Below are 26,446 nucleotides of genomic sequence, written 5' to 3'. Positions count from 1 at the left end.
CAGCCGAGCAGCTATGCCGGCTGTTTTTAAGTCGTATAGTATTAAGTGCCGTATTTCTTCAAAATCGACGACAGCGTAAGCAGCGGCCATATATAGTTGTTGCTCGGATAATGAACATAAACGCTGCCTGGCATAGCTGCTCCTGTTGGATAGGTGTAGGTCCAATCTCGACGCTCAAGCGATTGGAGCAATGCTTCTACGCCTTTTTCCATTGCGGCATTAGGTTTAGCATAAACAGCGATTAATGCGTCGAGCGCCCATGCGGTTTGAGAGGGGGTGCTAGCATGGAGCGGGACATAATGCTTTACTTTGTCGCTCAAGCAGGACTCGCCCCAGCCGCCGTCTTCATTCTGAATAGATAGAAGCCACTTGATTCCCTTCTTAATGGCGGGATGGTCGTCTGGCACCCCAACTGCTGTCATTCCTTTAATTGCAGCACCTGTACCATGTGTATAGGCAATACCCCAGCGGCCGTACCAGCTTCCATCCCTCATCTGCTGTGAGAGCACCCATTGCACACTATTATCGAGCCAGCGATGCCCGATTGTCATGTCAAGCTCATCCCCAAGAAAACCAAGAACACGACCTGTTAAATCGACAGTAGAAGGATCGGTAGAAATGTCAGAGGAGCCTTCAAAAGTGAAGAAGTTGGCTGGCAGCTGGTTGCCTTCGCGCTCGAATGCAGGCCAGCCGCCATCTTCGTTACGCATCGCTAGCACCCAGTTTAAACCTCGCTGCCAGTTGGCGTGCAATCCATTTGCTTCGGTCGTATAAGGCCGTATAGCACGAAGAACAGCGGCGCTGTCATCAACGTCTGGATACAAAGTATTTACGTTGGAAAATCCCCAGCCTCCTGCAGGAGTGTTCGGTAATCGCCTAGTCCAATCTCCTAAACGAACCTGCTGCCTTGCTAACAAATAAACTCCAGCTTTCTCGAGGGCAGGCATGTTTGGTGAGGTTCCTGCTTCACGAAGAGCGTAAGTCAGCATGGAGGTGTCCCAGACTTCAGCAGATGCGACTTGAAGATGAGGCCTGTCGACGCACATGACTGAAAGGATACCTGCCAATAATCGATTTACAGCTGGTGAATCCGTGGAATAACCTAGTGAAAGCAAAGATAAAATCATCAAAATCGTTGCAGTAGAGAAGGTTAGAAGCGTTCCATTGGGCTCAAGTCTCTCGAACATAAAGGCTTCAGCCTTCTCATACGACGTTGAGGAGCTGGGTGGAAGCAGACTGGATAAAGGCAAGCTGGATATAAATTCATTCAACGCAGATATCCAGGTCGTATCATTCGAAAATTTGCGCGAGTCGTTAACAAATAGCTGATAAAGCTCGGGCATTGTGCTCGTTTTGCGGACAAATTGTTTGTTCGCCATAATGATAGTCGGTACAAGGTGGACACGCGCATGACCAGAGAGTGAGAATAGATCAAGGCCGATTCCGAGATCGGAGAAAAAAGCTTCAAGCGGAATGCGCAGCATACGCGGCCATTCCGCTTGACCTGTTGCGGCAAAGATAACCTGCGTGAGCAAGGATCTAACCTCGGATAAACCGCCGCGCTTCAGAATAAATTGCTTAGCCCTTACCATACGCGGATCAGCTTCATAGTAGTAACCTGCATAAAGCAGTGCAAAATAAGCCTCAGACGTTGCGTCCAAATTGCCCTCGGACTCGTCAGGATAAACCTTCCAAGCGCCGTTTTCCTCTTGTTTAGAGGCAATTCGAGCTGCAAGCATGTGAATTAACCGCTCATCTGCTCTGCCTAGCAGGCGCAGCAAAATGATTAAATAACTATCCGTCATCGTCCCAGAATCGAAGCACATCCGCCATGCGCCGTCCTGCGACTGCTGGTGAATAAGCTCTTCCGTCATTGCATCTATCCTTGCGCGGATTCGTTTCATATCCATGTGGCGCAATCATCCTTTGCAACTGTCGTTGCTTAATATATATGCGCTAATCAGCAAGCACAGTCGAGGATCGCCTAATAGGAATAGACGGCTTGTTTATACTGTTTATTCATTAAGGGTTAGAAGCCGTTGGAGCAGCATGGATACAGCCATTGTAGCTGCTCCATCCTTATGTTGGATGATAGAAAAATCACGTTCAAAACGCTGCTTGCTCAACCGAAGCTGAATCAATTCTCCCGATTCTAATTCCTTCTTTACTACCCAGCGCGACAGCATCGCTATTCCTAAACCGGATACAACAGATTGTTTGACACTTTGGCTGCTATTAAAAATGTAAGATCGTTTTTGGTTTATTTGCGCATCACGTATGAACTGGTCGCTAAAAGCGCGAGTGCCAGAGCCGGCTTCTCTCAATACCCATACTTGGTTTTGCAGCATTTCGGCATCAATGAAGCGCTCCGCTGCGAGCGGATGTGTAGAAGGAGCGATCAGAATCATTTCATCTTTCATGTAAGGGGAAACGACTAAATCTGACGCGCTGGTATCGCCTTCAATGAGACCAATATCGAGTTCGTTGGATCGTACTGCTTGAACAATTTCCTCCGTATTCCCAATTGTTGTTTGTATAGTAACAAGCGGATATTGAACAGCAAATTCAGCAAGCCGGCTTGGGAGAACATATTCACCAATCGTAAAGCTGGCTCCAATCTGCAAGCTGCCCGTCACTTTATCCTGTAAAAGCTGTATGTCCTGCTTCGCTTCCTCATATAAAGATAAAATTTGCTTCGCCCGCTGGTACATAATGTCACCAGCTTCGGTAAGCCGAACCTGCTTAGGTGAGCGATGCAGCAGCTTCGCTCCAAGTTCATTTTCTAAATTTCGAATATGCAGGCTTACCCCTGGCTGAGAAATATTCAATAGATCTGCAGCTCTTGAAAAATGACTTTGCTCCGTTACGGTAACGAATACTCGAAGCGCCTCAATGATCATTATTATCCCTCATTATTGATTGCGATTTTCTTGAATATAACATAACTATAAGGAAAAAACGAATGAATGGCAATTTAATCATTAGAATTCCTGATGATAAGGATAGGGAATAGGTATTTCACTTTGTCTGCTCCGAGCCTTATAGTGAATGCTACAGGAACACTTGCTAAACACAAGATGCAGAGGTGAAATCGATGATTATAAAAAATGTTTTTATTCGTCATTCGAATAATGGTTTTGGTTTTATACAAGGATTAGCGTATACGTTGGGTATTGCAATAGCAGCGAAAGGAATCGCGATGCTTCCTTTTTTTAACGTTATGGGTCAGCTGGTTGTCGCTATTTTATTAGGGATAGCCTGTCGTGCATGGATAGGCTTGCCAGCGCAAGCGACGAGCGGCATAACGTTTTCAAGCAAAAAACTGCTGCGATTCGGAATTATTCTGCTGGGGCTTCGCCTGAATTTATATGATATTTTACATGCAGGGCCAAAGGTATTTGTGCTTGCCGTTATTAACATTGTATTTACGATATTTGTTGTGTATGGAATAAGCAAATGGATGAAAATAGATAAAAATTTAGGCCTTCTCACAGCCTGCGGTACAGCTATTTGCGGTGCAGCAGCTGTTGTAGCAATAGCTCCACAATTGAAGGCAAGTCCAAATGAAACGGCTGTGAGTGCGACAACGGTTGCTATTTTAGGAACGCTATTTACGCTAGCCTATACCGTATTGTACCCCGTGCTTGATTTAAGCAACGCAGGTTATGGCATCTTCTCGGGTGCAACGCTGCATGAGATTGCACATGTTATTGCTGCAGCGGCTCCTGGAGGACAAGAAGCGATTGATTTGGCTGTTATTGTAAAGATGACTCGTGTTGCGCTGCTTGTACCAGTCGCGATTATTATTGGAATTTGGAATGGCCGTAAAAGCAATAAAGCACAAAAAATGAGCTTAAAGCAATTGCCGATTCCATGGTTTATCGTTGGATTTCTTGCCATGAGCGGAGTTAATACGTTAGGCATAATTCCTGCCGCAGCTACTGCGAATCTGATTGTCGCCGCTTATTTTCTAATTGCAATGGCAATGGCAGGACTTGGTCTCGGCGTCGATTTTGTCGTATTTAAGAAGCTTGGAAAAAAACCGTTTATTGCGGGATTCATTGGCTCTGTGCTGCTAGCTGGGCTCGGATTGCTGCTCGTGCATATTTTTCATTTGGCATAAAAAAAGACAAGAAAAAGTCCGCAGGCATACAGTGCCTTAGCGGACTTTATTTGCTCAACCTTGAGAGAGAGCGGAATTTTGACGAGGGTACTGCCGAATATGCTTGATTCGTGATTCTCCGTTCAGAGTCACTCCATTGCCGATCTGAATGCTCGCTGCTGAGCCGGATGCAATGACTTGTATGTATCCGACTGTAATATTCGGCGCACAATTGGTTCGAAACAGCTCAATACCACCAGAATAATCAAATTCCGGATCATTGATAACCGGCAGCGGGCGTGAAAAAATCTTATAGGATTCAAAAAAAACTTCGCCTGAAGTCAGATGATCTTCTTTCCTCTGCACCGCTAGCGCTCGAAGCTTGGCACTCGTCACAGCGCGATCACCAAGCTGTACAATACCTGCCTGACCAACGGTTATTATACGCAAGAACCCAACAGTTGCGGTTCGAACATGAAAGGTATTGATAGATTGATCATTGATTAGATTCATGATAACACCTAGCTTCCCCCGAAAGCGCCGCTAGACTCTTCTTCCGGAAGCGGAAACGGAGCAATCGGTCCAACGATGACAGATTCAGGCGGTGTATCGAACATCGAATATAAATTTACGTTATCGGTGTCCCCAACTTGCAGCATCGATGCACTGGATACGCCGAGCACTTCAATTTGACCAACACTAAGCAGATGATTAACAACTTTAAAATACAGCATTATGACATTCCTCCGGTAGATGGGGAGTTGTTTTGCAGCTCTCGCATATAGGCGAGCAATGCAGCGTCGGCGTCCCTTTTTGTTTTGGACAGTACGGTAGCCGTGACCGCATTGTTATCAATCGCGGCTGATTGAGCATCGCTGCCTCGATCTGTTTTTTGCATATAGTACTGAATGCGGGCAGGCACTTGTTTGCGGACATCATTTATAATAATTTGCCGATGATAAGGATCTAGTGGAATTTGGAGCTCGTTTTCGTAGGAAAGCAGCTTTTGCTGAGCTTCCATATCCAAATAGCGAGTCATCCCAGCATAAATATCATTGTATAGCCCATTTTGCGGCGGTGCAGGTGAGGTAGCCGCTGGGAAAGCGGGCGTATTTGATACGGTCATCTGTTCAATGCTTCCAGGGATAGAATCATCTCCGATGCCTGGCGCGGTCATCCCAATATTCAGTGTGCCGTCCAGCTTCTCAACTTTCAATTGATCAAAATGATATTGAATGCCGTCTATATGGTAAGTAGGGCGCGCTTCGAGCTGCTTTACTTGTTCACATAATGCGTTGACCTTTGCTTCTAGTGCATCCAGCCGCTCACAATGCTCGTTAAGCTTATTTTGTACTTCAAGTGACCATATTTGCCACGGGGAAAGTGGATTGTTTTGCTGCATGAGACTTGCACCTCCTACTCATAATGAGTTCTAATTTCCGCTTAAGTAGGGTTAGGCAGTGGGACGAAGGAAAGCGGATTATCTGAGGATAACTCTGGAGCAGGCTCAGTGAACCCGCCCGAATTATAGAGCTGTGACAATGAACGTATGGATCCGGCACTGCCGACCTGCAGGACGGAGCTGTTCGATACGCTGTCGACACGTAGCTGATGAATTGTAATTTGCTGATGAATGGTCAGGCTCATATTGCACTCACATCATTATTCGAGCTATCTTGCACATCCGGATCAAGGGTGTTTGTTGCGCTGACAGCGTTATTTGAGTTTGTTAAGCTTCCTGTTAGGAATGATCCTGATCCTGCATACGTCTTGGAAGTGCTATTTGGCGACACTTCCAGGGCGTCTCCAAATTGAATAATGGAGCCGGAGCCAACGCTAACAATTTTGACAAAACCTACGACAGCTGGCATGAGCATCCTCCCTTTGTATAGATGATTTTTGATAAATGGAATGTTTATGGTATAGCTTATGCGGCATTCGCCCAGACGTTACTATCCAGAAAGTATCCTGATACCCTCAAGGCGCATATGCTGGTAGAAGTGCTGGAAGGCGGGTGTTTGCTGTGGCATCTAAATGGGATGATATGGAACGGTGGATGGAGAAGCAGCAGATGCCGAAAGGCTTTGAGCTGCTGCGCGAACCGGCTTGGGTAGAGCAATATGTGCGTAAAATGATGACAAAAGCACTGCCCGAAGCGGCTGGTGTTATGATTGGAGGAGGCTCAGCCGCCTTTTCCGAAACACGTCATTTTTTGAATGTGAAGATTACATTGCCGGAAGGCTTCGATAAAGAGCAGCTTCGGTTGTTCGTAAGGGAAGATCGGCTGCGCCTGGATGGACTGCCGAGTGGTAAGCCGGAGACGATCAAGCTGCCTAAGTTTGTGAAGCCTAAGGTGTGCAAAACTTTAGTGAAAGACAATTTTATGCACGTGAAGCTTCAGAAGCGGCCAACCAATCGTACCTACCATGAAGCGATTATTCGCTGGTAGATAACGTAGGAGGAACAGGAAGGGCACAAATCTAGATGAGATGTGCTCTTTTTGTCACGAAATCGACAGGTATTACAGCTGGCTAAAGGCTTCGCTATCCCTTATAATGTCTAATGAACATGTACATATTAGTAAAAAGGGAGTGTGTTCAGTGTCCTTAGTCGATGTAAGCAGTGTTTCTGCTTCGTTATTCATACTTGGAATCGTTTTTTTAATGCTTATTTTCGGTTTGCTGAGCTTTGGTATCCTGCGGATGTTTCAGCAAAAATTTCGTACAGGCTGGTTTAGTTTTGCAGGAGCGGTCGTGAGTTTTGTAGTCTTCATGTACATATTAAATAAGTGGTATCTATAATTTTTTATAGCTGATCACGACCGGAGGTAAGGGCTTGACCTGGACAATTATATGGTTTTTTATAAACATGCTGTTCGTCGTTTCCATTATCAGTTATATGTTTATGCATCGTTCGTACTCGGAATCGAAACGGCTCTCCAATGATTCCGCGTTAATTAATAAGCTCAATACTAGGCGAAAGCTGGTTGGCATTATTAGTATCTTGTTATTTGTAGCGATGTCAGCTAGTTTTATGATCAACATGAGATTAAATGGTTAAATGGAGGCTCTCATTGACGAGAGCTTTTTTTAAATATAAGACTTTATAAGTTTTATTGCTTATAATGGACTTATATAATTCTCCGCGAAACGAATGCTAAGCCTCCATAGGCAGCTTTAGCCATCGTTTTAAGTTTGTTCGTTATTATGGAGATATACAATTTTTAGTCCGGAGGTTCGACATATGCATACGATGGAAGACATTATACGACGCATGTCTAGTCAAGGATTGAGAATAACGGATCAAAGGAAAACGCTCGCAAAGCTTTTTTCTGAGACACAGGGTTATTTGGCTCCGAAGGAAGTCTATGAATATATGGGGAAATCGTATACGGGATTAAGCTTTGATACCGTATACCGCAATTTGCGAGTGATGGAAGAGCTCGGTGTGCTGGAGCAGGTTATTTTTGAGGATGGCGGTAAGTTCAAGCTGCATTGCAGAGAGAATGAACATCATCATCATATGATTTGCCTGCAGTGCGGGATGACGTATCCCATTACTTTCTGCCCAATGGAGCAAACGAATGTTCCTGAAGATTTCCGAGTTGTGAAACACAAATTCGAAGTGTTCGGATATTGCAAAGACTGCATACAAGACGAGTCAGCAGTTAGCGAGGCCTAATGCCAGAGAAACGGGTAATGCGAAGAGTGACTCAAGCTCCAATACTCTTTTATCGCAAAGTGATTTCACCGTTGACCCCGCCATCTTGCCGTTTCTATCCGACCTGTTCGATGTATGCGCTCGAAGCGATCGAGAAGCATGGAGCGGCTAAGGGCTCTTGGCTTGCTATGAAGCGAATTGCCAGGTGCCATCCCTTTAATGCTGGTGGTTATGATCCCGTTCCGCCTGCAAAAGACAGCAACCTAGATGCTCCTTGACAGAGAGGGCTCTATTTGGGTATATTTTGATTTATAAGTGGTAAAATAAGTTTTGGTTTTATTTATATGTCCGAGGAATGGATAAGTACAATAGCAGAACCTTTTCAGAGAGCCGGGAAACATGGTGCAAGCCGGTAAGGGACTCCATTGGAAAATGGTCCGGGAGGATTCGCTTTCGAGCTTCAGCGGCAGCGCTGGGTAAGGGAGCGACGCGAAGCTGGCGTTAACGGCGCAAGCCGCCATGCAGGCGGCACACGAAGCTTTCTTGAAGTGACGGTTTAACCGCTCATTTCCGGATTGAAATTTGGGTGGTACCGCGTGAGTTCAAACTCTCGTCCCATGATGGACGGGAGTTTTTTGCGTTTTTTTAGACTAATGCAATAGGAGGAGTAAAAATGACGAAAAAAAATACGTTTTATATTACAACACCGATTTATTATCCGAGCGATAAGCTCCACATTGGACATGCCTACACGACGGTGGCTGGTGACGCAATGGCACGTTATAAACGTCTGCGCGGCTATGATGTATGGTATCTGACGGGTACAGATGAGCATGGACAGAAGATTGAACGCAAAGCAAAGGAAAAGGACCAAACCCCGCAGCAATTTGTTGATGATATCGTTGTAGGCATTAAAGATCTGTGGGCGAAGCTGGAAATCTCCAATGATGATTTCATTCGTACGACGGAAGAGCGTCATAAGGTTGTTGTTGAGAAAATTTTTGCTCAGCTGCTCAAGCAGGACGATATTTATAAAGGCACGTATGAAGGCTGGTACTGTACGCCTTGTGAGTCGTTTTTCCTCGAGCGTCAGCTGGTTGACGGCAAATGCCCAGACTGCGGACGTGCGGTTGAGCTTGTAAAAGAAGAAAGCTACTTCTTCCGCATGAGCAATTATGCTGATCGTTTGCTGAAATATTATGAAGACAATCCAGATTTCATTCAACCGGAATCACGCAAGAATGAGATGATCAACAACTTCATTAAGCCGGGCCTTGAGGATTTGGCTGTATCGCGTACAACGTTTGATTGGGGTATTAAAGTGCCTGGAGACGCTAAACATGTCATTTACGTGTGGATTGATGCGCTTTCCAACTATATCACGGCATTAGGCTACGGAAATGAAGGCGATGATCAGAAATATCGTGATTTCTGGCCGGCTGACGTACATTTGGTCGGAAAGGAAATTGTTCGATTCCATACGATTTATTGGCCAATCATGCTGATGGCGCTCGATTTGCCGCTGCCTAAGAAGGTGTTTGCACATGGCTGGCTTCTGATGAAGGATGGCAAAATGTCAAAATCCAAAGGCAATGTTGTCGATCCAGTTATGCTGATCGATCGTTACGGACTGGACGCGCTTCGTTATTATTTGCTCCGCGAAGTGCCGTTTGGTGCAGACGGAACATTTACGCCTGAAAATTTCGTTGAACGAATCAACTTCGATTTGGCGAATGATCTTGGTAATCTGCTTAACCGAACGATAGCGATGATCGATAAATACTTTGACGGTGTAATCCCGCCATTTGCAGGCAGCGTAACCGAATTTGATGAATCGTTGCAGAAGCTTGCGAGTGAAACGATCGTTCAGGTAGAGTCAGCGCTTGAAAATATGGAGTTTTCCGTTGCGCTGTCATCCCTTTGGCAGCTTGTAAGCCGCACAAACAAATATATCGACGAGACACAGCCATGGACGCTTGCTAAAGATGAGTCCAAAAATGGACAGCTAGCATCGGTTATGCATCATTTGGCGGAATCGCTGCGAATCGTATCGATTCTGCTGCAGCCGTTCTTGACGCATTCTCCAAGGGAAATGTGGAAGCAGCTTGGGCTTGAGCAGGGCGAACTAACGTCATGGGAGAGTACGAAGCAATTCGGTTCGCTGCCGGGTGGAACGAGAGTAAGCAAGGGCACACCATTGTTCCCACGCCTCGATACGGCAGAGGAGTCTGCTTTTATCGCAGCAGCAATGAGCGGCGGTACACAGTCTGAGCAGCCAGCTGAGCAGCCAAATGCTGTGAAGGTAGCGGATGAAGCACCACAGGCTGCACCTGAGAGCAAGGATGAAATTGCAATTGATGACTTTGCAAAGGTAGAGCTTCGCGTTGCTCAGGTTATTTCTGCAGAGCCAGTTCTCAAAGCAGATAAACTGCTGAAGCTTAAATTGGATCTTGGGTACGAGCAGCGCCAGGTTGTTTCCGGCATTGCTAAGTTTTACACTCCGGAGCAAATGGTTGGACGGAAAGTTATTTGCGTTACAAACTTGAAGCCGGTTAAGCTGCGCGGCGAAATGTCGCAAGGAATGATTCTTGCAGCATCACATGGCGATCAGCTTACACTTGCAACGGTTCCTGACAATATGCCAAACGGCGCTGTAGTGAAGTAAATTCATTTGTTCAAATACGGAGGCACCCCTGAAGTGTTTAACTTCTGGGGTGCCTTTATGTTTTGCTGCTCTTCAAAAATAGCATCAATCATAATTCATATCATTTTGGTCAATAAAGATAATCTATATGATTAAATTGCAGCTGTGAGTCATGATGGGTAAGAAACTTCTGCTAGCTTTTGCTAAGAAATAAGGTTGACAGTCTATTTCACGTCATCGTATAATACAAAACGTAATCATAACGATTACGAACAAGAGAGAAAGATGAATGGAGAGAAATCAAAATGAATAGACTGAAATTATTGACAAGACCTATGGCGCTTAGTTTTCTTTTATCAGCTATGCTGCTTTTTGCAGCGGCTTGCGGCAATAATACGAATCATTCAGGCTCATCAAACCAACCAGCGAACAGCAGCACGGGAACTGGTCAAGCAGAGGGGAAACAAGTTAGTGTCGTTACCAGCTTCTATCCATTATATTTTCTAGCATCGGAAATTGGCGGAGATCATGTCAAAGCGGTTAATCTAGTAGCTTCAGGCGTAGAGCCGCATGATTGGACACCAAAGAGCCGCGATCTTGATACGGCGTCGAAGGCGCAGCTGTTTCTGTACCATGGAGCGGGACTAGAAGGCTGGGTTGACGGATTTCTGAAAGGCCTGTCCAAAGACAGCAAAGTTGTGACCAAAGAAATCAGCAAAGGCATTCCATTAATTGAGGGTAATGAAGATGAGCATGATCATGAACATGAAGAAGAACATGCTGATGAAGAATCACATGAACATGGCGGCTTGGACCCGCACACTTGGGTTAGTCCAAAATCAGCCCTTACATTAGCTGAGAATGTGAAAAACAGCTTAATTGAAGCTGATAGCGCAAACCAAGCAGATTATGAGAAAAACTATGAGGCACTAAAAGGAAAGCTCGAAGCAATCGATGCGGATTACACGGCAAAGCTTGCACAAACATCGAACAAAAACATCGTTACCTCGCATCAAGCGTTTGGTTACTTAGCTCGTGATTACGGATTGAAGCAAATTTCAATCATGGGACTTAGCCCTGACGCTGAGCCGCGTGCACAGGATTTGCTCAAAATTGCGAAGTTTGTTAAAGCAAACGATGTAAAATATATCTTTTTCGAAGAATTAGTTTCAGATCAACTTGCCAAAACGCTTGCAGGCGAAGCGGACGTTGAGACAATGGTGCTTAATCCGCTCGAAGGCCTAACGCCGGATCAAGAAAAAGCGGGAGACACATACTTAACCCTAATGGAACGAAACTTGCAAAATCTTGTGCAAGCATTACAATAGAGCAAAAGGCAAACCTGCGGAGCTGAAATATGCTCCGCATTGCTGTGAGGAGATAAATTATGGCGCAATCAAATCGAATGACAAATGCGGATGCAAGCTGCCACCAAGAGGTTATTTCATTGGAGGACGTCTCCTTCTCTTATCAACAGCAGACGGTTATATCAAAGCTAAGCTTCGCGGTGAAGGAACGGGACTTTATCGGATTAATCGGCACGAATGGCGCTGGAAAAACGACGCTGCTGCGCATGATCGTTGGATTGATAAAGCCAACTAGCGGAACGATCCGTTTGTTTGGTGAGAAAGTAGACAAATTTAAGCAGTGGGAGCGCATTGGATACGTCCCACAGAAAAACACATTAAATCCGTTGTTCCCAGCCACCGTTCGGGAGGTCGTCTTGTCAGGCCTTTATGGGCGAAGCAAGCTGTTTAAGAAAATAAGCAAAATGGATTATCAAAAATGTGATGATGCTCTGCATGCAATGGGGATCGAGGATATAAAGGATAAACGCATCGGCCAGTTGTCGGGCGGCCAGCAGCAGCGTGTATTTCTTGCAAGAGCGCTTATAAATAACCCATCGCTGCTTATTCTAGACGAGCCGACTGTTGGGATAGATACAGAGACACAGGAAAGCTTCTTTCATATGATTAAGCATATGCATCAACATCATAACATTACATTTCTAATGGTTTCTCATGACCTTGACATGATTCGCTCGTATTTAGGACAAGAGCCAGCCAGTGGAAACGGGAAGCTCAAGTTTCATATTAAACATTCGCACGAAACGCAGGATTGTGTAGAAAATGATCTTGCACACAGCCTGAAAGGGCTAAGGGAACAAATGGAGAGCAGGAAAGAGGTTGTTTTGGTTGGAGATCGTAACTAGTGAATTTTTTCAAAGGGCTCTTATTGGCGGACTTCTAATCGGGGTAACGGCTCCGCTAATCGGCTTATTTCTTGTGCTGCGCAGGCTTTCAATGATTGGCGATACGTTATCGCATGTGTCTATTGCTGGAGTAGCGCTAGGTTTCTTGATTGGCGTGTATCCAATTGCTATGGGATTTGTGTTTGCGATTATTGCCTCTTTTGCTATTGAGAAGCTTCGGAAAGCATATAAATCATATGCAGAGCTGTCCATTGCCATTATCATGTCAGGCGGAGTCGCGCTCGCATCATTACTATTCACGATGGGCAAAGGATTCAACAGCAATGTGAATAGTTACTTATTTGGAAGCATTTATACTTTGAGCACCACTGATCTTTACGTTATAGGCGTCGTTACACTGATTGTTCTTGTTGCGATCAGGCTTCAAGTAAAGGAGCTATTCCTGCTTACGTTTGATGAGGACGCGGCAGCAGTGAGCGGCTTGCCCGTCAAATTTTATAATGTTATGATTAGCGTGCTTACTGCTCTAGTTATTAGTGTTTCTATCAAAATTGTAGGTGCGCTGCTTGTATCGGCCTTGCTGACTATACCAGCCGCATGCAGCTTGATCATTGCCCGCAGTTTCCGTCAAAGCGTTATAACGGTCGTCATTATTGGCGAGATTGCCGTTGTATTAGGCTTACTAATCGCGGGTGTATGGAATTTGGCACCAGGCGGTACCATTGTATTATTGCTAATTGCTGTGCTGCTGTTGCTGCTCGTTTTCCGCCGTGGCATGCGACCAGGCAGTTAATGAGGATTGGAGTGAGAGGGTTTGTCCGACATTAACATTTGGCTGGCCTTAGGGGCTGGCTTTGCATCGTTCATATCACCTTGCTGCTTACCGCTTTATCCTTCGTATTTATCATACATAACGGGAATATCGGTAGCGGATTTGAAGGGCAATTCACATGCCAAACAAAAACGCATGCGAACGATGTCACACACGCTGTTTTTCATTTTGGGCTTCTGTACCGTGTATTATGCATTAGGCTACGGAACGAATGTATTTGCTGAGTTTTTCAGCGAATATCGTGATCTGATTAGGCAATTATCAGCGATATTGATTATTTTGATGGGACTATTCCTAATCGGATTATTTCAGCCGCAGCTCCTGATGAAGGAACGAAGAATGAATCTTATTCCGAAAAAAGCGAACTATGTCAGCTCCTTTATTTTTGGAATCGGCTTCTCCGCAGGCTGGACCCCATGTACAGGTCCCGCGCTTACTGCGATTTTAGGTCTTGCAGCATCGGAACCTGGCACATGGTTTCAGCTAACGACTGCCTATTCATTAGGCTTTGCGATTCCTTTTTTTGTACTTGCCTTTTTCCTTGGTACGGCAAGATGGATACTGAAATATTCAGCTAGCGTAATGAAGGTTGGCGGAGCTGTTATGATTTTGATGGGTGTATTATTGTTTACCGATCAAATGACCAAAATCACGATCTGGCTTAATATGATTACGCCGGAATGGTTGAAATTTTAAGCTGATATTTCTCTCTTACGTAAAATATTCAATTTTTGCTTCGGGAAAATGTTCAAAGATGCGCTCCGATAAATACATGCGGAGCGCATTTGCTTGTTCATCGGGATAAACGTATTTCCCTTGACCCCAGCGTCCCCATTTATATTTGCGTTTTTCAATATCCATCTCAAGCTTTGTCCGTGGATACCGCTTTTCAATAACTGCTTTTGCCGTTTTTGTAAAACGATGCTGAATGAGTTCAAATGTAAGGTCTTTGGTCACATCCTGCGGGAGTTTATCTGCAAGTGAGGCTATAAGCTCGCCATAGCCTTCCTCCCAGCCATCATGCCAAATAATAGGGGCAATAATGAAGCCCATTGGATAACCTGCCCTAGCGACCTTTGCGGCGGCCTCAATGCGTTGATCAAAGCTTGATGTAGCAGGCTCGAAATGCTTGATTACGTATTTGGCATTTACGCTAAATCGGATACGGGTATGTCCATTGTGCTTTGCATCGAGAAGGGAATCGACATGATGAAACTTGGTCACAAACCGAAGCCGTCCATGTTCTTGTTCCCCCATAAAATCAATAAGCTCGCGAAGGCTGCCTGTAATTGGCTCCAGTCCGACGGGATCGGATGTACATGCGGCTTCAAAGCGGGTAATTTCCGGTTTTCTCTCGTCGATGTACCCCTGTGCTGCCTCTAGAATATCGTCAATATTCACATATACACGGATATAAGGTTTTGCACCTAAGGTTGTTTGCAAATAACAATAATGACAATGAGCCATACAACCGGTTGCTATCGGAATGGCGTATTCCGCTGAAGGCTTCGAAGTATCAAATTTTAAGGTTTTGCGTATGCCGACGACAAGCGTTCTTTTGGCGATCTTGTATTGTTCAAGCTCGGTATCGCCCGGTAAATTCGTAATCCGGTTATGTGAGGTTGTCATCCGGTAAGGAATGCCTTCTTTTTTGACCCATTCAAAAATACGCTGCCCTTTGGGATAATCGAGCGCAGATGGTTCAAAATAAACAAGCTCGGGAACAAAGGAGAGGGTGGAGCGATCTGGTTTAGGACGATCAATAATTGCAGTGCTCATAGCTCATTCCTCCTGTAGATTCATCACAATCAACATCATCTTATTGTGTGAAGGATGAGCGAAGCTGAAACTGGTAAGTTCAAGTGTTATTTGCGCTTCTTTATCTATTTTGGAGATGGGCTTGGGTTGCAGTGAACACAATGAACAGTGTATGATACAATAAGTAACGCCTGTGAAATAGGTGAAGAAGTATGGTTAGGGGGTTCTTCAGTGCCGACACCGAGCATGGAAGACTACTTGGAAAGAATTTATAAGTTGATTGATGAAAAAGGTTATGCGCGTGTCTCGGACATTGCAGAAGGACTAGAGGTGCATCCTTCATCGGTCACCAAGATGATTCAAAAGCTTGATAAAGATAATTATTTGATCTATGAGAAGTATCGCGGGCTGGTCCTGACCAATAAAGGGAAAAAAATGGGCAAAAGGCTTGTTGATCGGCATCAATTGTTAGAGTCATTCCTAACGACGATTGGCGTACAAGACGAGAATATTTATCAGGATGTTGAAGGAATCGAGCATCATCTTAGCTGGGACTCTATAACCTGTATTGAAACTTTAGTTGAATATTTCCGAAGAGATTCTCAGCGTATGGACGAGCTTCGTGCCGTGCGTGCGGAAATGGACAGCGAGTAATACATATCGATACGAACGAGAAAGCAAAAAGGACCGAGGCAATGATGCCTCGGTCCTTTTGTTTGCTTTAATGATATTTAGGTGTTTCGTCATCTTCCTTGCCGCCTTCAATGACACGAAACGGCACGGTCTTGGAGCGGTTCTTGTTCGTTCTCGTTTTGCTTGCAGGAGCACGTCTTTGTGTGACATGTACTCCTCCTTGCCGCGTATTGTAACCTCTTAAGAAAGAAGGCGGATATTTATATAGCAAGAAAATGCCGCCAAGCACCACAATGGGAATTAGAAAGGTTATTGGGCTTTGGATAACGCTGTAAACGAGACCGATCAACAGCAGCGCCAAAAACGATATGGACCAAACATTCCATTTGCTTGGTATTCTGCTCATTGTAATTCCGCCTTTCCTTTTTCAATCGAAATTATTTCATTTGTTTGTCTAGTTCAAGCATGCGCTTGAAGGAAGCAATGGATACCGCAACTTGCTCATCACGCGGTTCTTTGGTCGTTAGAAGCTGCAGCCATAGTCCTGGATATCCGAGGTAGCGCAGCACTGGAATTTCACGCAAAGCATTTGTCCAGCGAAGCACCTCGTAGGAGAGGCCAAGAACGAGTGGAAGCAGTAAGATACGGATGTAGACGCGTTCCCAAATGGTGTCCCAAGTAAAGAAAGGCAACGAGTAGACAACAACACCTACAATAACGGTGAACACGATAAAGCTTGAACCGCAGCGGTAGTGAAGGCGGCTGTACTTCTGTACATTTTGAATCGTAAGCTCTTCACCAGCTTCATAAGTACTAATTACTTTATGCTCAGCTCCATGATATTGGAACAATCGCTTAATTAACGGTGTCATGGAAATGAAATACAAATAAGAAAGCAGCAAAATAATTTTGATAAGTCCTTCTAATAAGTTATGACCGATCTTATTTTCAAATACCCCTGAGAAAAGAAGTTCCTCAAGCGCTGCGGGTGCAGCAGTGAAAATAAGTTTGCCGAAAATAAAGGAAAGCACGCCAGCGACAGCTACGCCAACAATCATGCTAAGACTCCAGCCTTGCTTTTTCTCTTCCTTTACTGCAGCGGGTTGTTGATTGCTGTCTGTTTCTTTACCCTCACCGGCTTCATCCTCAGCGTAGGCTTCCATAGAGAAGTTCAAATGCTGGGAGCCTTTGGCGCTTGATTCAAGAATACCTACAACGCCTCGAACGAGAGGGATTTTTTTCAAAGCTTGAATCCAGTTCTTCGTTGTGCGTGGTACTTCATAAAATACGATTTCATCATTTTTGCGTCGGACAGCTGTTACGTTAACGTGTTTGCCAGCAAACATAACGCCTTCAATAACCGCTTGTCCGCCATATATGCTTCGGGAGTCTTGCGGCAAGTGCTTGTCACCTTCCTTGATTGGAATATCGTCTTAGCTGTTGCGACGAATGTACCTTATCTTTGTATGTCTATTGTACTTGATCTATCAGTCAATTGCCAACGTCAGCGTACATAAAGGAAGGGATAGGCAAGTTGACGGTAAAGTATGGTTATCCATCGCTATTATTTCACATACTAAATCGGACAACTATGGAAATAAGAGTGGAGGCTCAGCGTAATGGCTAACAATAAACATCGAAACCAATATGATAAACAGGATCATGTAACAAACCCGTGGCTTTACGCAATCAAAATCGGTTTTTTTGCTGGCTTAATTTGGGGCGTTGTACGCTGGATGTTCTTTGAGATGAATTTTACGAAGGTGCTTCCCGGATTTGTGGCAGATCCTTTTTTTAAAGCTTCTTTTCTAAAAACAGGATGGGGAGAAGTTGTAAGTATTGGAGCTTTTATTATTTTTTCTATTGTGGCTGCCTTTCTATATAAAGTTATACTTGGGAAGCTGCGAGGACCTTGGCCGGGTATCGTGTACGGATTGGTTTGGTGGGCGATTTTGTTTATTGCAGTGGGACCACTGCTCGGCGTTATGCCAGGCATCACGAAAGCGGGCTGGAATACGCTTTACACAGAGCTGTGTGTCTTTCTTCTATGGGGTGTATTCATTGGTTATTCGATTGCTTTTGAGTTCACGGATGAAGCATCAAGGGAGCCTGCGAAAGCTCAGTAGCGAGTTCTACTTCTCAAGCGGCAGACATTTGTGGTAAAATGGCTAATGATCTTTGAACCTATGATGGATTCGGTTGCTTGGGAGGTGCATTCATGCACAAAATTGTTGTTTTAAACGGACCGAACTTAAATATGCTCGGCATTCGTGAGCCTGGCGTATACGGGACAGAAACACTTGCAGACATCGAATCGCTCTTGAAGGATAAAGCTGAGGCGCTTGGCGTCTCCGTTGAATTTTTCCAAACGAATCATGAGGGCGATATGATTGATCGAATACATAGTGCGTACGGCAAGGCAGACGGCATTGTCATCAATCCTGGTGCTTGGACCCATTACAGCTACGCGCTTCGCGATGCGCTTAGCACCGTTGATTTGCCGATTATCGAGGTGCATATGTCGAACATTCACAAGAGAGAAGCGTTCCGTCATACGTCCGTCGTTGCTGCGATTGCAGTCGGTCAAATTGCCGGCTTCGGGTCTGACAGCTATGAGCTTGGTCTAACTGCGCTCGTGCGTCACTTGAACAAACAGTAATAAGTTAAGAGAGGGTGAAGCGGTTATGGCAAACGATAGAGTAAAACGACTTCGGCAGCTGATGGAAGAACATCGCTTTGAAGCGATACTAATTGGAAGCGAATATAACCGTCGCTACATAAGCGGATTCACTGGTTCGTCAGGCATGGTGTTGATTACGCTAAGCGAAAGCTTTTTGCTGACGGATTTCCGCTACCGCACACAAGCGCCGCAGCAGGCGGTCAATTTTCAAATTGTTGAGCATGGTTCGAACCCGCTTGCGGATGTGCTTGAGCTGCTAAGGCAACATAAGCTGTCGAAGCTGGCTTTTGAACAAGACCATGTCGTATACAGTGAATTTACAGCTTGGTCGAAAACATTAGACGGTATCACGCTTGAGCCTGCTTCAGGATTAGTGGAACAGCTTCGCTACATTAAGGACGAGGCAGAACTTCAAATTATGCAGGAAGCTGCCGATCTTGCGGACAGCACTTTCAAACACATTTTGAAGCTCATTCGACCAGGAGTTCGTGAAACGGATATCGCACTTGAAATGGAAGTTTATATGCGCAGCCATGGCGCGACTTCTTCTTCCTTCGATACGATCGTAGCCTCAGGCGAGCGCTCTGCGTTGCCGCATGGAGTAGCTAGCGAACGAATTATTGGGAATAATGAGTTTGTAAAGCTTGATTTCGGAGCTTATTACAACGGTTATTGCTCCGATTTGACACGCACAGTCGTGGTCGGCACTCCGACAGCTAAGCATCTCGAGATTTACAATATCGTGCTTGAAGCGCAGTTGCATGCACTTGAGCATATTAAGCCAGGCATGACCGGTCGTGAAGCGGATGCGCTAACTCGCGACATTATTACGAAATACGGTTATGGCGATCTATTTGGACATGGTACCGGACACGGTCTAGGCATGGAAATTCATGAGGCCCCTAGGTTGTCCAAGTTCAGTGAAACGATTTTAACCCCCGGCATGACGGTTACGGTAGAACCCGGCATTTACGTACCAGGCTTCGGCGGCGTACGCATTGAGGATGACATCGTTATTACGGAAACCGGTATTAAAATATTAACCTCATCCCCGAAGGATTTAATCACTCTGGGTTAAGGACTATTCATTCAGGAGGGAATCAGCAATGATTTCAGTAAACGATTTTAAAACAGGCTTGACCGTGCAAGTAGACTCCGATATTTTTACAGTTCTAGACTTTCAGCACGTAAAACCTGGTAAAGGCGCTGCATTCGTGCGCTCTAAGCTGAAAAACCTTCGCAACGGCAACGTTGTTGAGAAAACGTTCCGTGCAGGCGAGAGCATTGGCCGCGCGATCATCGAAAACCGTGAAGTGCAATATTTGTATAACTCCGGTTCGGAGTATACCTTCATGGATAACGAGACGTTTGACCAATTTAACTTGGACAAGAAACAGCTTGAGTGGGAGCTTAACTTCCTGAAAGAAAACATGAACGTTAACATTTCGAGCTATCAAGGCGAAATCCTTGGTATTCAAATGCAAAACAGCGTAGAGCTGAAAGTTATTGAAACAGAGCCGGGCGTGAAGGGCAACACAGCGCAAGGCGCAACAAAAACAGCTAAGGTTGAAACTGGCCTTAACGTTCAAGTTCCACTGTTCATTAACGAAGGCGACGTTTTGCTGATCGATACTCGTGAAGGCAAATACATCTCGCGCGCTTAGTAAGCAGCTTGACTAGTGTAAACGGCTAAAGCCATCCTTGGAGGCTAGCTTTCGTTTCGCGGAGAAATATAAGCTGTTTATAAGTGTGCTAACTTATAAATTCTTATATTTAAAACCGTCCGAAGGATTTCGGACGGTTTTTTTTGTAAGAGAATATACCCATAGGTAAGCGCAATGTGATATAATATTGACTTGTATGTATATGTCAGGTTTAGGAGTGAATCGGCTTTGTCGTTAATCGTGATGAAGTTTGGCGGCAGCTCCGTTGGAACGCCGGAGCGGATGCAGCGTGTAGCAAAACGTATTATTGAGAGGCAGCAAGAAGGCAACGATATCGTTGTTGTTGTTTCTGCCATGGGAGATACGACAGACGATTTAATCGATCAGTCGAAACAGCTAAATCCAAATCCGCCGGCGCGGGAAATGGATATGCTTTTAACAGTTGGAGAGCAAATTTCGATAGCCTTGTTATCGATGACCGTACATCAGCTTGGTGCAAAGGCCGTTTCCTTCACGGGTTGGCAAGCAGGCATTCGTACAGAAGCGGTGCATGGTAAGGCGAAGATGACGAATATCCATCCAGAGCGCGTGTTCAAAGCGCTTGAAGAGGGTAATGTAGCTATTATTGCAGGTTTTCAGGGGATGACGGAAGAGGGAGAAATTACAACACTCGGCCGCGGCGGTTCTGACACGACTGCAGTTGCAATGGCAGCTGCGATGAACGCAGACGTTTGCGAGATTTATACCGATGTTGACGGAATTTACTCAACGGATCCTCGCGTAGTCAAAAATGCGCGCAAGCTAAATGAAATCTCTTATGATGAGATGCTAGAGCTAGCTAATTTAGGCGCTGCTGTATTGCATCCGCGTGCGGTGGAATACGCTAAGCATAACAATGTAAAGCTAGTTGTACGTTCAAGCTTTACTCAAAACGAAGGTACAAGTGTGAAGGAGGAAGCGGTCATGGAGCAAGGCGTGGTCGTTCGCGGCATCGCGTTTGACAAAAATGTAGCAAGAATCAGCATTATGGGAGTTGAGGATGTTCCTGGCGTGCTGGCAAATGTGTTCGGCGCACTAGCAAACAACGGCATCGATGTGGACATTATCGTACAAAGCGGTGTTCAGGACGGCAAAGCCGATTTCTCCTTCACGCTTTCAGGCGATGATAAAGATAAAGCGATCTCCGTTATCGAGGGAATTCGCGGCACTGTTCCTTTCCGTGAAACGACATCGGAATCCGATCTTGTAAAAATATCGATCGTAGGTGCTGGCATGGTCAGCAATCCAGGCGTAGCAGCGAAAATGTTCGAAACCATATCTTCACTAGGTGTAAGCATTAAGATGGTAAGCACATCTGAAATTAAATGTTCTTGCGTTATTAATGCAGAGCCGCTCAGCGAAGCTGTACGTGCACTTCATACTGCGTATGGTCTTGATACAGCAGAGCAGGCATTTGTAGGCGGCCCTCAGGATCGCCGTTAATCTAATAGAAATAACAAAAGCGTGCTTCCTCGTTAGGGAGCACGCTTTTTCATGTTTTTATTAACTTGGAATTTCATCCATTCCTCGTTAATTGATCACCGTTCAGTCTAGGTACTTCTTGATAGATATCGATAGCGGAGCATGCCTCTATGTCTTTTTTCATTCCTAGCTTTATCAGTTTTTTTCCGGTCATTCCGTTCATGATCGTTTCTTTCACTTGAGTGGAGCGATTTCGGTACAGAGCGAGCATCGCACAGCCAAAGTCATCCATCTCTATAGCGAAGTGGCTTAAGCCTTGAAGTCTATCAAGTACAAGGCCGGCACACAAGCCATCTTCAATAGCAAATTCATCGTGACTCCCCGCGCACAAAATAACGACATCTCTCCGCAGCTCGATCGCTGCGCGAGCGCAAGCCTCCGCATTTAGAAGCGATGCCGTCAACACATGATCCGCCCTCATTGATTTATGGATTGCCCTTGTTCCGTTCGTAGTCGTCAAAATAATTCGCTTGCCAGCGACGGCAGACTCGGTGTATTCCTCTGGCGAATTGCCAACATCAAAACCTGCGATTTTCCGGCAAAACCGTTCTCCTCCAAGCAAATCTCCCGGTCGCTGAAGTGCTCGCGCTTCCATTACCGTTTCAGCAGGAATGATGCATGAAGCTCCCGCAGCAATAGCGGTAACAATTGTGCTTGTAGCTCGCAAAACATCGATAATAATTGCCGTTTTATGATGAAATCTTGCCGAGCTCGCTTCGTTCACACTGGATATAACCTGCACTTGCATCGTTGTTTCTCCGCCTTTCTCAAACTCAATTCTTTATGATATGCGCCTAACAACGTGCCTGTGCCCGGCATGAAAGACAGACAAGCCAGCATATGATTAAGGAATAGTCGATTCATTGAAGGGAGGTTATCCATTCATGCTAAATAAAATTGTATTAACGATGGCTTCACTGCGGCTGACGTCTGGAACAATTGAGATCTGCGCTGCACTGCTCATGCTTCGTTTAAACCAAATTGACAAGGCGCTAGTAGTAAACTCATCACTTGCTTTAGTAGGCCCGCTTATTCTAATAGCTACAACAACAGTGGGGCTCGTCGGGATGTCTGATAAGCTGTCACCAGGCAAGTTTCTTTGGGTAGGAGCGGGCGTCATTTGCTTGATGATCGGTATTTTGAAAAAATAATAGATTCAACTCTAGCATTTATGAAATGGGGCAGACATATTTTCGCAATACAAGCATACAAATAGGAACTACGAAGGACAAACATCCGGGAGTGATAATCATATGCTGGCACGCGTATCACATTTATTGCCTTTGGAGCTGAAGACGCTGCTGGAGCGCCTTCCTGAACAAATGCAGGAGCAGCTGGAGGAAATTCGGATTCGAGAGGGACGACCGCTAGAAATAGGGTTCCGCGGACAGTCTCGATTTATGATGATTGACGGGACGCTGCGTCAGGCTGCCGACGGAGCATACAAGCCTTCGGCAGACACATGTCGCAAGCTGCTCGAACGCATTACCAACTATTCCTTGTATGCGATGGAGGAGGAACTGAGAAGGGGATTTATAACGGTTTCAGGCGGACATCGCATTGGACTAGCGGGCAGGACGATACTCGACAGCGGCGCTGTGAGGGGTATCCGCGATATTGGCGCATTCAATATTCGAGTTGCTAGAGAAGTGATCGGAGCGAGTGCGCTTCTCCTGCCCAAACTAATCGATCGGACGAGAAAAACGCTGCATTCCACTCTCATTCTAGCTCCGCCGCAGCAAGGTAAAACAACACTCGTACGAGACATTGCGAGATCAGTCAGCTATGGGTTATGGCCAAGCCTAGAAGCAAGCGGATGGCAGGGCCGAAAGGTAGGGATTGTAGATGAGCGTTCAGAGATTGCAGCCTGTGTTCGCGGTATTCCAACATTTGATGTTGGACCTAGAACCGATGTTATGGACGCTTGTCCGAAGGCAGAAGGCATGATGATGCTGCTTCGCTCAATGTCGCCAGAGGTCATGATTATTGATGAGATTGGACGGCCTGAGGATGCGGAAGCCATCCGAGAAGCAAGCCACGCGGGAATTAGTGTAGTCGCAACCGCGCACGCCTACGATTTGCAGGATGCTAGAGGCAGGCCGGTGCTGCTGAAGCTGCTGGAAGAAGGAGCGTTCACCTACGTGGTGGAGCTGAAGCGCACAGATCAAGGTATCATGCACCGCGTCGTTCCTGCTGAGGCAGTCGCTGAACGAGCTCTTGCACGCGAGCCAAAGCCGCCTAATCGGCAGCTTGCGGATACTGCACCTTCATTTTCTGGTCGATTCCGAGCTGGTGACCCGTGATAAAGCTGTTAGGTGCGGTTTTGGTCCTGTTTGCAGGCACGATGATAGGCTTCCAGCAAGCAGCGAAATTCGCCGAACGTCCAAGGCAGCTAAGACAGCTGGCACATGCACTGCAAAGGCTGGAGACAGAAATCGGTTATGGTCATACTCCATTGCCAGAAGCACTGGAGAGGACAGCTTCTGCAACTCCAGAGCCGTTAGCAACCATTTTTCGCAAGGCAGCAAACGGGGTTTGGGAAACCGAAAGCTTTACCTTCAGCGATAGCTGGGAGCAAGCGATAAAGTCACAATGGGATGCAACATCGATGCGAAAAAACGAACAAGCCGTACTTATACGTTTAGGAACGACGCTTGGTATAAGCGATAAGGAAGATCAAATGAAGCATATACATCTTGCGTTATTGCAGCTGAAGGCTGAGGAGGACGCTGCGAGAGACGATCAGGGGCGTTACGAGAAAATGTGGAAAAGTCTCGGAATTTTGATCGCCGTTCTGGTCGTCATTTTGATGGTGTAGTGGGGTGCCGCATTGATGAATATGGATGTGAGCGCCATTTTCCAAATTGCTGGAATCGGAATTGTTATCGCAATGATACATTCGGTGCTGAAGCAAATGGGAAAAGAAGATATGGCGCACTGGGTAACGCTAATCGGATTTGTTGTCGTTTTGTTTATGGTTGTTCGAATGCTTAATGAATTATTCCAAGAAATTAAATCGATTTTTTTGTTCCAGTAGACTTCATCATTTAGAAGTGATTGCAAGCAGGTGAGCCAAATGGAAATGATTCAAATCGTTGGTCTTGGTCTGATGGCTTCGGTACTCATTATTGTCGTTCGAGAGCAAAAACCGATGTTCTCCTTTTTGCTCGCCGCGTTTACGGGATTGTTTATATTCCTGTATTTGATCGGCAAAATCGAAATTGTCATTTCCGTGCTTGAGGATCTGGCTAATCGATCAGGTATCCCTTCCATTTACTTGAAGACGATCTTGAAAATAATCGGAATCGCATATATTGCTGAGTTTGGAGCACAGATCGTCAGAGATGCAGGGCAAGAAGGAATTGCCTCAAAAATTGAATTTGCCGGCAAAGTGTTTATTCTTGTTATGGCAGTCCCTATTATCAGCGTCATTGTCGAGACAGTAATCGGGCTGCTTCCGGATGGGGGTTGAAGCGAATGATGAAGCTGACTCCTGCACGTGAACGGGCCAAGCTGTTGCTGTTCATCTTTGTATCCATGATCATTTTATCAATCGCTCCGACAGTTACCTATGCCATTAGCGGCGAGAGCGCAGCGCCGGTTTTGGATAATCAAGCTAACGCGGATGAGCTTGCAAAGGAGCTGACAACCCAGCAGATTGGCGGATTGGAAACGGGTGCTGTTGAGTCTTACTGGAACAATCTCCGAAGCGAGTATGGCGGTTTTTTCCCAGAGCAGCATATTCCAAGTTTCATGGAGATGATTCTTCCAGGAGGTGATGGCCTAAAGCTAACGGATATGCTGAGCGGCCTGCTGAAGTATTTGTGGCATGAGGTGCTCTATAATGGCAAGCTCCTTGTGACAATAGTAATGCTGACGGTGTTCAGTATGGTGCTCGAAACGCTGCAAAATGCTTTTGAACGAAACGCGGTCAGCAAGGTAGCCTACTCGATTACGTACATGGTGCTTATCATTATCGCGGTAAACAGTTTCCATGTCGCAATGGGTTATGCAAAAGGAGCAATTGAAAGCATGATTCAATTTATGCTTGCGATGGTCCCTCTGCTGCTAACGCTGCTTGCTTCAATGGGCAACGTAGTCACCGTATCGGTTTTACATCCATTGATTATTTTCATGATTCATGCCGTAGGAACACTCATTTACACGCTAGTGTTTCCATTATTGTTCTTTTCGGCCGTGCTTCATATAGCAAGTGCTTTATCAGAAAAATTCAAGGTTACCCAACTAGCTAATCTGCTGCGAAACATTGGAGTAGGCGTTATGGGAGTGCTGCTGACCGTTTTTCTAGGAGTCATCTCCGTACAAGGGGCGACAGGAGCGGTTACAGATGGCGTTACACTGCGAACGGCTAAGTTCGTAACAGGGAATTTCGTCCCTGTTGTAGGGAGAATGTTTTCCGATGCGGCGGATACAGTCATCTCTGCTTCCATGCTTGCGAAAAATGCAATTGGCTTAGCAGGTGTCATTATTCTGCTCTTCATCAGCGCATTTCCTGCAATCAAAATTTTGACGCTAGCGCTCATTTATAACATTGCTGCTGCTGTCATGCAGCCGCTGGGAGAATCACCGATCGTCACCTGCCTAGAGACGATCGGCAAGACGATGATTTACGTATTTGCGGCTTTGGCTGCTGTCAGTCTTATGTTTTTTCTTGCGGTTACGATCATTTTGACTGCAGGCAATGCGGCGATGATGGTCAGGTAAGGAAGGGGACGAGAG

34 protein-coding genes are annotated in these 26,446 nt (G+C 45.6%); 23 read left to right on the top strand and 11 right to left on the bottom strand.

The features are described 5' to 3' along the window. Positions 1-41 precede the first annotated feature (41 nt). Both AB4Z45_RS16665 and AB4Z45_RS16660 read right to left on the bottom strand, forming a co-directional pair. Positions 42-1,910 (bottom strand): squalene cyclase, encoded by a 1,869-nt coding sequence (locus tag AB4Z45_RS16665; protein ID WP_441910422.1) that lies wholly within the window; start codon positions 1,908-1,910, stop codon positions 42-44. Between the two features lie 105 nt (positions 1,911-2,015). Then, complete coding sequence (locus AB4Z45_RS16660) at positions 2,016-2,900, bottom strand: LysR substrate-binding domain-containing protein (protein WP_441910421.1); 885 nt, start codon at positions 2,898-2,900, stop codon at positions 2,016-2,018. A 200-nt stretch (positions 2,901-3,100) separates the two neighbouring features. Between AB4Z45_RS16660 and AB4Z45_RS16655 the strand changes: the two genes are divergently transcribed. After that, positions 3,101-4,123, top strand: a complete 1,023-nt coding sequence (locus tag AB4Z45_RS16655; protein ID WP_441910509.1) for a YeiH family protein — start codon at positions 3,101-3,103, stop codon at positions 4,121-4,123. A gap of 54 nt (positions 4,124-4,177) precedes the next feature. Here the strand turns inward: AB4Z45_RS16655 and AB4Z45_RS16650 are convergent, their stop codons facing one another. The 5 genes from AB4Z45_RS16650 to AB4Z45_RS16630 are packed head-to-tail and all read right to left on the bottom strand — an operon-like array spanning position 4,178 to position 5,973. After that, positions 4,178-4,615 carry a spore germination protein GerPE gene (locus tag AB4Z45_RS16650; RefSeq protein WP_441910420.1) on the bottom strand — a complete coding sequence of 146 codons (438 nt, stop codon included), beginning with the start codon at positions 4,613-4,615 and terminating at the stop codon, positions 4,178-4,180. 8 nt (positions 4,616-4,623) lie between these two features. Beyond that, complete coding sequence (locus AB4Z45_RS16645; RefSeq protein ID WP_441910419.1) at positions 4,624-4,836, bottom strand: spore gernimation protein GerPD; 213 nt, start codon at positions 4,834-4,836, stop codon at positions 4,624-4,626. Further along, positions 4,836-5,504, bottom strand: coding sequence for a spore germination protein GerPC (gerPC, locus tag AB4Z45_RS16640; protein WP_441910418.1), 669 nt, complete (start codon positions 5,502-5,504; stop codon positions 4,836-4,838). The genes AB4Z45_RS16645 and gerPC overlap by 1 nt, the downstream gene beginning before the upstream one ends. A gap of 41 nt (positions 5,505-5,545) precedes the next feature. Further along, the gene (locus AB4Z45_RS16635) at positions 5,546-5,749 is read right to left on the bottom strand and encodes a spore germination protein GerPB (RefSeq protein ID WP_076266927.1); all 204 of its coding nucleotides are present in this window, start codon (positions 5,747-5,749) and stop codon (positions 5,546-5,548) included. Continuing rightward, complete coding sequence (locus tag AB4Z45_RS16630; protein WP_054024261.1) at positions 5,746-5,973, bottom strand: spore germination protein; 228 nt, start codon at positions 5,971-5,973, stop codon at positions 5,746-5,748. Before AB4Z45_RS16630 ends, AB4Z45_RS16635 begins: the two co-directional genes overlap by 4 nt. Positions 5,974-6,125: 152 nt before the next feature. Between AB4Z45_RS16630 and AB4Z45_RS16625 the strand changes: the two genes are divergently transcribed. The 10 genes from AB4Z45_RS16625 to AB4Z45_RS16580 all read left to right on the top strand — a co-directional run bounded on the left by AB4Z45_RS16625 (position 6,126) and on the right by AB4Z45_RS16580 (position 14,146). Next, a complete protein-coding gene (locus AB4Z45_RS16625) occupies positions 6,126-6,551 on the top strand; it encodes an Hsp20/alpha crystallin family protein (protein ID WP_076266928.1) in 426 nt (141 codons plus the stop codon). Between the two features lie 386 nt (positions 6,552-6,937). Continuing rightward, positions 6,938-7,162: a hypothetical protein gene (locus AB4Z45_RS16620; protein ID WP_076266930.1), complete on the top strand. Its 225-nt coding sequence runs from the start codon at positions 6,938-6,940 to the stop codon at positions 7,160-7,162. A gap of 183 nt (positions 7,163-7,345) precedes the next feature. After that, positions 7,346-7,783 (top strand): Fur family transcriptional regulator, encoded by a 438-nt coding sequence (locus tag AB4Z45_RS16615; protein WP_441910417.1) that lies wholly within the window; start codon positions 7,346-7,348, stop codon positions 7,781-7,783. A gap of 17 nt (positions 7,784-7,800) precedes the next feature. Beyond that, a complete protein-coding gene (gene yidD, locus AB4Z45_RS16610; protein WP_441910416.1) occupies positions 7,801-8,040 on the top strand; it encodes a membrane protein insertion efficiency factor YidD in 240 nt (79 codons plus the stop codon). A 147-nt stretch (positions 8,041-8,187) separates the two neighbouring features. Continuing rightward, positions 8,188-8,322 (top strand): hypothetical protein, encoded by a 135-nt coding sequence (locus AB4Z45_RS16605; RefSeq protein ID WP_441910415.1) that lies wholly within the window; start codon positions 8,188-8,190, stop codon positions 8,320-8,322. A gap of 113 nt (positions 8,323-8,435) precedes the next feature. Further along, positions 8,436-10,427: a methionine--tRNA ligase gene (gene metG, locus AB4Z45_RS16600; RefSeq protein WP_441910414.1), complete on the top strand. Its 1,992-nt coding sequence runs from the start codon at positions 8,436-8,438 to the stop codon at positions 10,425-10,427. A 284-nt stretch (positions 10,428-10,711) separates the two neighbouring features. Next, the gene (locus AB4Z45_RS16595) at positions 10,712-11,734 is read left to right on the top strand and encodes a metal ABC transporter solute-binding protein, Zn/Mn family (protein ID WP_441910413.1); all 1,023 of its coding nucleotides are present in this window, start codon (positions 10,712-10,714) and stop codon (positions 11,732-11,734) included. Between the two features lie 77 nt (positions 11,735-11,811). Next, the gene (locus AB4Z45_RS16590) at positions 11,812-12,618 is read left to right on the top strand and encodes a metal ABC transporter ATP-binding protein (RefSeq protein WP_441910508.1); all 807 of its coding nucleotides are present in this window, start codon (positions 11,812-11,814) and stop codon (positions 12,616-12,618) included. Continuing rightward, positions 12,602-13,411, top strand: coding sequence for a metal ABC transporter permease (locus AB4Z45_RS16585; RefSeq protein WP_339203381.1), 810 nt, complete (start codon positions 12,602-12,604; stop codon positions 13,409-13,411). The genes AB4Z45_RS16590 and AB4Z45_RS16585 overlap by 17 nt, the downstream gene beginning before the upstream one ends. A 21-nt stretch (positions 13,412-13,432) precedes the next feature. After that, positions 13,433-14,146, top strand: coding sequence for a cytochrome c biogenesis CcdA family protein (locus AB4Z45_RS16580; RefSeq protein ID WP_339203380.1), 714 nt, complete (start codon positions 13,433-13,435; stop codon positions 14,144-14,146). Positions 14,147-14,161: 15 nt separating this feature from the next. Here the strand turns inward: AB4Z45_RS16580 and splB are convergent, their stop codons facing one another. Next, positions 14,162-15,229 carry a spore photoproduct lyase gene (gene splB / locus AB4Z45_RS16575; RefSeq protein WP_441910412.1) on the bottom strand — a complete coding sequence of 356 codons (1,068 nt, stop codon included), beginning with the start codon at positions 15,227-15,229 and terminating at the stop codon, positions 14,162-14,164. Positions 15,230-15,439: 210 nt separating this feature from the next. On the opposite strand from splB, the gene mntR reads away from it, so the two are divergent. Next, the gene (gene mntR / locus AB4Z45_RS16570; protein ID WP_053376766.1) at positions 15,440-15,862 is read left to right on the top strand and encodes a transcriptional regulator MntR; all 423 of its coding nucleotides are present in this window, start codon (positions 15,440-15,442) and stop codon (positions 15,860-15,862) included. A gap of 67 nt (positions 15,863-15,929) precedes the next feature. On the opposite strand, the gene AB4Z45_RS16565 is transcribed toward mntR, so the two are convergent. Both AB4Z45_RS16565 and AB4Z45_RS16560 read right to left on the bottom strand, forming a co-directional pair. Then, entirely contained in the window at positions 15,930-16,247 is a 318-nt protein-coding gene (locus AB4Z45_RS16565) for a hypothetical protein (RefSeq protein ID WP_076266937.1), read from the bottom strand. A 31-nt stretch (positions 16,248-16,278) separates the two neighbouring features. Beyond that, positions 16,279-17,241 carry a DUF1385 domain-containing protein gene (locus AB4Z45_RS16560; protein WP_076266938.1) on the bottom strand — a complete coding sequence of 321 codons (963 nt, stop codon included), beginning with the start codon at positions 17,239-17,241 and terminating at the stop codon, positions 16,279-16,281. 219 nt (positions 17,242-17,460) lie between these two features. Between AB4Z45_RS16560 and AB4Z45_RS16555 the strand changes: the two genes are divergently transcribed. The 5 genes from AB4Z45_RS16555 to AB4Z45_RS16535 all read left to right on the top strand — a co-directional run bounded on the left by AB4Z45_RS16555 (position 17,461) and on the right by AB4Z45_RS16535 (position 21,667). Further along, positions 17,461-17,967 (top strand): YqhR family membrane protein, encoded by a 507-nt coding sequence (locus AB4Z45_RS16555; protein ID WP_441910411.1) that lies wholly within the window; start codon positions 17,461-17,463, stop codon positions 17,965-17,967. Between the two features lie 92 nt (positions 17,968-18,059). Further along, positions 18,060-18,500 (top strand): type II 3-dehydroquinate dehydratase, encoded by a 441-nt coding sequence (gene aroQ / locus AB4Z45_RS16550; protein ID WP_430057940.1) that lies wholly within the window; start codon positions 18,060-18,062, stop codon positions 18,498-18,500. Positions 18,501-18,525: 25 nt separating this feature from the next. Further along, the gene (locus AB4Z45_RS16545; protein ID WP_441910410.1) at positions 18,526-19,599 is read left to right on the top strand and encodes a M24 family metallopeptidase; all 1,074 of its coding nucleotides are present in this window, start codon (positions 18,526-18,528) and stop codon (positions 19,597-19,599) included. 28 nt (positions 19,600-19,627) lie between these two features. After that, entirely contained in the window at positions 19,628-20,185 is a 558-nt protein-coding gene (gene efp / locus AB4Z45_RS16540) for an elongation factor P (RefSeq protein ID WP_076266942.1), read from the top strand. A gap of 228 nt (positions 20,186-20,413) precedes the next feature. Then, positions 20,414-21,667 (top strand): aspartate kinase, encoded by a 1,254-nt coding sequence (locus tag AB4Z45_RS16535; RefSeq protein ID WP_441910409.1) that lies wholly within the window; start codon positions 20,414-20,416, stop codon positions 21,665-21,667. Positions 21,668-21,740: 73 nt separating this feature from the next. Here AB4Z45_RS16535 and AB4Z45_RS16530 read toward each other — a convergent pair whose 3' ends face one another. Then, on the bottom strand, positions 21,741-22,454 hold the full coding sequence (locus AB4Z45_RS16530) for a 2-phosphosulfolactate phosphatase (RefSeq protein WP_441910408.1): 714 nt from the start codon (positions 22,452-22,454) through the stop codon (positions 21,741-21,743). 136 nt (positions 22,455-22,590) lie between these two features. Here AB4Z45_RS16530 and AB4Z45_RS16525 point away from each other — a divergent pair, with 136 nt between their 5' ends. The 6 genes from AB4Z45_RS16525 to spoIIIAE all read left to right on the top strand — a co-directional run bounded on the left by AB4Z45_RS16525 (position 22,591) and on the right by spoIIIAE (position 26,431). After that, positions 22,591-22,857, top strand: a complete 267-nt coding sequence (locus AB4Z45_RS16525; protein WP_076266945.1) for a YqhV family protein — start codon at positions 22,591-22,593, stop codon at positions 22,855-22,857. A gap of 102 nt (positions 22,858-22,959) precedes the next feature. Then, the gene (gene spoIIIAA / locus AB4Z45_RS16520; protein WP_441910407.1) at positions 22,960-24,009 is read left to right on the top strand and encodes a stage III sporulation protein AA; all 1,050 of its coding nucleotides are present in this window, start codon (positions 22,960-22,962) and stop codon (positions 24,007-24,009) included. Further along, complete coding sequence (gene spoIIIAB / locus AB4Z45_RS16515) at positions 24,006-24,524, top strand: stage III sporulation protein SpoIIIAB (protein WP_076266947.1); 519 nt, start codon at positions 24,006-24,008, stop codon at positions 24,522-24,524. Before spoIIIAA ends, spoIIIAB begins: the two co-directional genes overlap by 4 nt. A 15-nt stretch (positions 24,525-24,539) precedes the next feature. Continuing rightward, positions 24,540-24,743: a stage III sporulation protein AC gene (gene spoIIIAC, locus AB4Z45_RS16510; protein WP_054024280.1), complete on the top strand. Its 204-nt coding sequence runs from the start codon at positions 24,540-24,542 to the stop codon at positions 24,741-24,743. A 39-nt stretch (positions 24,744-24,782) separates the two neighbouring features. Continuing rightward, positions 24,783-25,178 carry a stage III sporulation protein AD gene (gene spoIIIAD, locus AB4Z45_RS16505; RefSeq protein WP_054024281.1) on the top strand — a complete coding sequence of 132 codons (396 nt, stop codon included), beginning with the start codon at positions 24,783-24,785 and terminating at the stop codon, positions 25,176-25,178. An 8-nt stretch (positions 25,179-25,186) separates the two neighbouring features. Further along, entirely contained in the window at positions 25,187-26,431 is a 1,245-nt protein-coding gene (gene spoIIIAE / locus AB4Z45_RS16500) for a stage III sporulation protein AE (RefSeq protein ID WP_441910507.1), read from the top strand. Positions 26,432-26,446: the final 15 nt, after the last annotated feature.

This window comes from Paenibacillus sp. MCAF9 (assembly GCF_052114265.1).
In the GTDB taxonomy this organism is placed as follows: Bacteria; Bacillota; Bacilli; order Paenibacillales; family Paenibacillaceae; genus Pristimantibacillus.
This window is presented reverse-complemented; position numbering and strand designations above follow the sequence as displayed.